This is a genomic window from Micromonospora sp. NPDC049048, from assembly GCF_043197615.1.
Taxonomy (GTDB): domain Bacteria; phylum Actinomycetota; class Actinomycetes; order Mycobacteriales; family Micromonosporaceae; genus Micromonospora.
Map to the genome: position 1 here is coordinate 1 of NZ_JBICTM010000024.1, position 5,574 is coordinate 5,574.

Here is a 5,574-nt window from a genome sequence, read left to right on the forward strand (position 1 = left end):
CAGGCGGCGTAGTCGGCGTACTGCACGGGCAGGGGCGGCAGCGGATCAGGCCGACCGGCGTGGTAGGCGGCGTACAACGCCCCCAACTCGCGGGTGAGGACGCCGATGGACCAGCCGTCGGAGACGACGTGGTGCATCGTGACGAGCAGGACGTGCCGGTCGGGCGCGAGGGTGACCAGGCGGCCCCGGATGAGGGGACCGGTCGTCAGGTCGAACGGGGCCGTGAACTCCTCGTCCTGGAGCCGGGCCAGCCGGGCGGCGGCGTCGGGCGCGCCGGTCAGGTCGTGCGTGTGCAGGGTGAAGCCCGTCCCGGGCGGGTCGACGAGTTGGTGGACGTCGGAGCCGGCGGGGACGATGCGGCTGCGCAGGGCCTCGTGCCGGTCCACCAGGGAGTCCAGGGCCGCCCGCAGTGCGCCGTGGTCGAGCCAGCCGGCCAACTCCAGGGCCAGCGGCATGTGGTAGGTGTGGCCGAGGCCGCCGAGCCGCTCCAGGAACCACAGCCGCCGCTGCGCGAAGGAGAGCTCCAGGGCACCGTCCCGGTCGACCGGGCGGATCGGGGGCAGCACGTCGCGGCCGTCCGGCGTCAGCCGGGCGACGAAGTCGCTCAGCACCGGCGCCGCGAAGAGCGCCGCCGGCGAGACCTCCCGCCCCAGCACCTGCCGGATCCGGGAGACCAGCCGCATGGCCAGCAGCGAGTGGCCGCCCAGGGCGAAGAAGTCGTCGTGCCGGCCGACCCGCTCGATCCCCAGCACCTCGGCCCAGACGCCCGCGACCATGCCCTCCAGCAGGCCGACCGGCTCGACGTGCCCGCGCCGGCCGAAGGCCTCGCCGTCCGGCGCCGGCAGCGCCGTCCGGTCGAGCTTGCCGTTGGGTGTCAGCGGCCACGCGGCCAGCCGGACGTACGCCGACGGCACCATGTGCTCCGGTAGTTCGGCGGCCAGCCGGTCCCGCAGCCGCGCGGCGTCCGGCGCCCCGCCCAGCACGTACGCGACGAGCCGCTGGCCGCCGCCGGCGTCGGGGCGCGCCACGACGACCGTCTCCCGTACGCCCTCGACGGCCGCCAGCCGGGACTCGATCTCGCCCAGCTCGACGCGGAAGCCCCGGACCTTGACCTGGAAGTCGTCGCGGCCGAGGAACTCCAACTCCCCGTCCGGCAGGCGACGACCCAGGTCGCCGGTGCGGTAGAGCCGCTCGCCCGGCACGAACGGGCTGGGCCGGAAGCGCTGCGCGGTCAGCTCGGGGCGGTTCAGGTAGCCGCGCGCTACGCCCGCGCCGCCGATGTGGATCTCGCCGACCACGCCGTCCGGCACCGGCTCGCCCTCGCCGTCGAGCAGGTAGACCCGCACGTTGGGCAGCGGCCGGCCGATCGGCAGGCAGGTCGCCTCGGCGAGGTCGTCGGTCGGCAGCAGGTGGCAGGTGCTGTCGACGGCCGCCTCGGTCACGCCGTACGCGTTGACGATCCGCACCCCCGGGCCGCACAGGGCGCGCAGCTGGGCGGCGTTGGCGGCGGTCCAGGCGTCCGACCCGCAGACGACCGTCTCCAGCCCGGCGAGGCTCCCGCCGGTGGATTCCAGGTGCTCCAGCAAGGGGTTGAGCACGGCCGGCACGAAGTCGGCGAAGTCCACGTCGTGGTGGCGCAGCAGCTCGGACAGGCCAGCGCTGTCCAGCAGCAGCGGACGCGGGCAGAGCACCAGCCGCCCGCCGAAGCCGAGCGCCCGCACCACGTCGGCGGTGAAGACGTCGAACGAGAAGCTCGCCATCTGCAGGTGCACCAGGCCGGGACGCAGGTCGAACAGGCGTTCCCAGGCGGCGGCGACGGCCACGAGCTGCCGGTGCTCGACCAGCACCCCGTTGGCGGTGCCGGAGGTGCCGGACGTGTAGATGACGTACGCCAGGTGCTGCGCGCCCAACCCCTCCACCAGCGGGTCGGTCGCCGGCAGCTGCGCCCACGCCGCCGCGTCGAGGTCCAGGTCGACCACCGGGGTGTCGAGCCCGGCCAGCGCGGCGTGCAGCCGCTCGCGGGCCGGGCCGTGGGTCAACGCCGCCACCGGGGTGCTGTCGCGCAGCATGGCGGCGAGCCGCTCGGCCGGGTACGCCGGGTCGAGCGGAAGGTAGGCGCCACCGGCCTTGAGGACCGCCAGCAGGCACACCACCGTCTCCGGCGACCGCTCGACGCAGATCGCCACGATCCGGTCCGGCCCGACGCCCCGGGCCCGCAGGTGGTGGGCGAGCCGGTTGGCCCGCGCGTTCAACTCGCCGTAGGTGAGCCGCTCGTCGCCGAGGACGAGGGCCACCGCCTGCGGGTCGCGAGCCGCCTGAGCCTCGACGAGGTGGTGCACCAGGCGCCCCGGCGGGTACGCCACCGTGGCGTCGTTGCCGTCCTCGACCAGCCGGCGCCGCTCGGCGGCGGGCAGCACGTCGAGCCCGCCCACCGCCGCGTCGGGCGTGCGTTCCAGCGCGTCGGCCAGCGTCGCCAGGGCCCGCTCGACCATCGCGCAGACCCGCCCGGGTGCCACCCCGGCCGCGGCGGCGACCGTCAGCACGACGTCGTCGCCCAGGTCGTCGACGTCCAGCGCGAGCGGGTAGTTGCCGCGTTCCTGCGCCGCCAGGTAGGTCAGGTCGTCCGCGTCGGGGGTCGGCGCGGGCGTCTCCGACTCGGCCAGCACCTCGGCGTGGCGGTAGTTGAGCAGGGCGGTGAAGAGGGGAGCCGGCGGCGCCACCCTGCTGCACGACTGCGCCAGCGCCAGCGACGCGTGCTCGTGGCGGATCAGCCCGGTCAGCGCCTCGTGGGTGCGCAGCACGCACTCGGTGACGCCGGTGGCGTCGACGGTGACCCGCAGCGGGAGCGTGTTGAGGAAGGGCCCGAGGATCCGGTCGCTGCCCGCGCCGGCGTCCATCCGGCCGGAGAGCACGGTGCCGAAGACGACGTCGCGCCGGCCGCCGGCCCGGGCCAGCACCTGCCCCCAGGCGACGTGGAAGAGGCTGGTCACGCCGACCTGGAGGTCCTGGGCCCGCTGCCGCAGCCGCCGCGTCAGCTCCGGCCCGAGCCACACCCGGGCGTCGCGCATCGTGTGCCCGTCGCCGTGGATGTCGCGCAGCCCGAAGGGCACGGTCGGGTTGTCGACGTCACCGAGCATCCGGCGGAAGAAGCTCTCCTGCTCGGCCCGGTCGGCGCCGCGCCGGATCCGCGCCACGAAGTCGCGGAAGGGCAGCGGCGGCGGCAGCCGGTCGCCCTCGCCGGCCAGGTACGCGCGGACCTCGGCCCGCAGCTGCTTGAGCGAGGTGTTGTCGTCGACGATGTGGTGGATCAGCTCGACGGCCAGCCACCCGCCGTCGCGGGGGTCCCGCGCGACCAGCAGCCGCAGCAGGGGAGCCTGGTCGAGCGGCAGCCGGCCGTACCGCCGGTCGACGTGCTCGCGGAGCTGCCGCAGCGGGTCGTCGCCGGTCGGGTCGAGCGGGACCTCCTCCACCGGCAGGGGCGCCCGGCGCCACACCACCTGCACCGGCTCGTTGATCCCGTGCCACACCACCGCGGTACGCAGCACGTCGTGCCGGGCGACCACCGCCTCCAGCGCGGCGGCGTAGCGGTCCAGCCGGTCCCGGTCGGCGAAGCGCAGGACCGTGGTCACCAGGTAGGGGTCGCGGTCGCGGGCCATCAGGTGGTGGAAGAGCATGCCCTCCTGCACCGGGGCCAGCGGGTAGATGTCCTGCACGTTCGGTGTCCCGCCGGGGACCGTGGCGACGATCGCGTCGATCTCCGGCTGGCTCAGCTCCACCAGTGGCAGCAGGTCCGGCGTGATCCGCTCGCAGCCGGCCGGGATCGGCTCCGCGGTCACGTCGGCCCGGTCCGCGTCGGCACCCACCGTGGCGGCCAGGTCGGCCAGGACGGGCGAGGCGAAGAGCGCGCGTACGTCGGCGGAGAGGCCCTGGCGGCGCATCCGTTCCAGCACCCGCAGCGCCAGCAGCGAGTGCCCGCCCAGCGCGAAGAAGTTGTCGTGCCGGCCGATCCGCTCCACGCCCAGCACCTCGGCCCAGATGGCCGCGAGGGCGGTCTCCGTCGCGCCGACCGGCTCGGTGTAGTGCCGGGCGGCGAAGGCCGACCCGTCGGGTGCGGGCAGGGCCCGGTGGTCGAGCTTGCCGTTGGGCGTTAGCGGCCACTCGGCGACCCGCACGTACGCGGCCGGGACCATGTGCTCCGGCAGGACGCCGGCCAGCCGGGTGCGCAGCGCCTCGGCCGTCAGCCGGCGCACCGACGCCGTGTAGTAGCCGACCAGGCGCGACTCGCCCGTGGCGTCGGTCGTGACCGTCACCACCGCGTCGCGTACGCCGGGACAGGCGGCGAGTTGGGCCTCGATCTCGCCCAGCTCCACGCGGTAGCCCCGCAGTTGCACCTGGGAGTCGTTGCGGCCCAGGTAGTCGAGACCGCCGTCGGCGCGGTGGCGGACGAGGTCACCGGTGCGGTAGAGCCGGTCGCCCGCCACGAACGGGCTGGGCCGGAAGCGTTCCGCGGTCAGCCCGGGACGGTTGAGGTAGCCGCGCGCGACCCCCGCGCCACCCACGTGCAGCTCGCCGACGACCCCGGGCGGCACCGGCTCCCCCTGCCCGTCGAGCACGTAGAGGCGCAGGTCACCGAGGGGCCGACCGATCGGGCTCACGCCCGGCCGGTCGGCGTCGGCCGGGGTCAACGGCCGGTACGTCACGTGCACCGTGGTCTCGGTGATGCCGTACATGTTGACCAGCTCTGTGCGCCCGTTGCGCGCGTCCGCGTACCACGGCCGCAGCATCGTCGGGTCCAGCGCCTCGCCCCCGAAGACCACCGTACGCAGCTGGTGCGTCCGCGCGCTGTCGGCCTGCGCGGCGATCAGGCCCCGGAAGGCGCTGGGGGTCTGGTTGAGGACGGTCACGCCCTCGTCGCAGAGGAGCCGGTGGAAGTCGGCGGGGGAGCGGCCGGTCAGCGTAGGGACGATCACCAGCCGGCCGCCGTGCAGCAGCGCGCCCCAGATCTCCCAGACCGAGAAGTCGAACGCGAAGGAGTGGAAGAGGCTCCACACGTCGCTCGGGCCGAAGCCGAACCACCCGGCCGTGGCGGAGAAGAGCCGCACCACGTTGGCGTGCTCGACCATGACGCCCTTGGGCCGGCCGGTGGAGCCGGAGGTGTGGATGACGTAGGCGAGGTGGTCGGGTCGGGTGCCGGGGTCGGGGCTGGTGGTGGGGTGTGGGGTCAGGTCGGCGGTGTCGAGGTCGACCAGGGGTGCGGTGGTCAGGCCGTCGAGGGTGGTGCGGGTGGCGGCGTGGGTGAGGACGGCGACCGGGCCGCTGTCGCGCAGCAGCTCGCCGAGGCGCTCGGCCGGATGGGCGGGATCGAGCGGCACGTACGCGCCACCGGCCTTGAGGACGGCCAGCAGCGCGACGACCAGCTCGGGCGAGCGCTCCAGGCAGACCGCGACGAGGGTGTCGGGTCCGACGTCGTACGTGCGCAGGTGGTGGGCGAGTTGGTTGGCGCGTGCGTCGAGGTCGCGGTAGGTGAGCGAGGTGCCCTCGAACGTGACCGCCACCGCGTCGGGGGCCGCCGCG

General features: G+C 75.1%; 1 protein-coding gene. It reads right to left on the minus strand.

The genetic code is table 11. The annotated features are described in order from the left end of the window. The coding region (locus ACGFIG_RS30655; protein WP_393008857.1) for an amino acid adenylation domain-containing protein at window positions 1-5,574 on the minus strand (5,574 nt) is incomplete at both ends.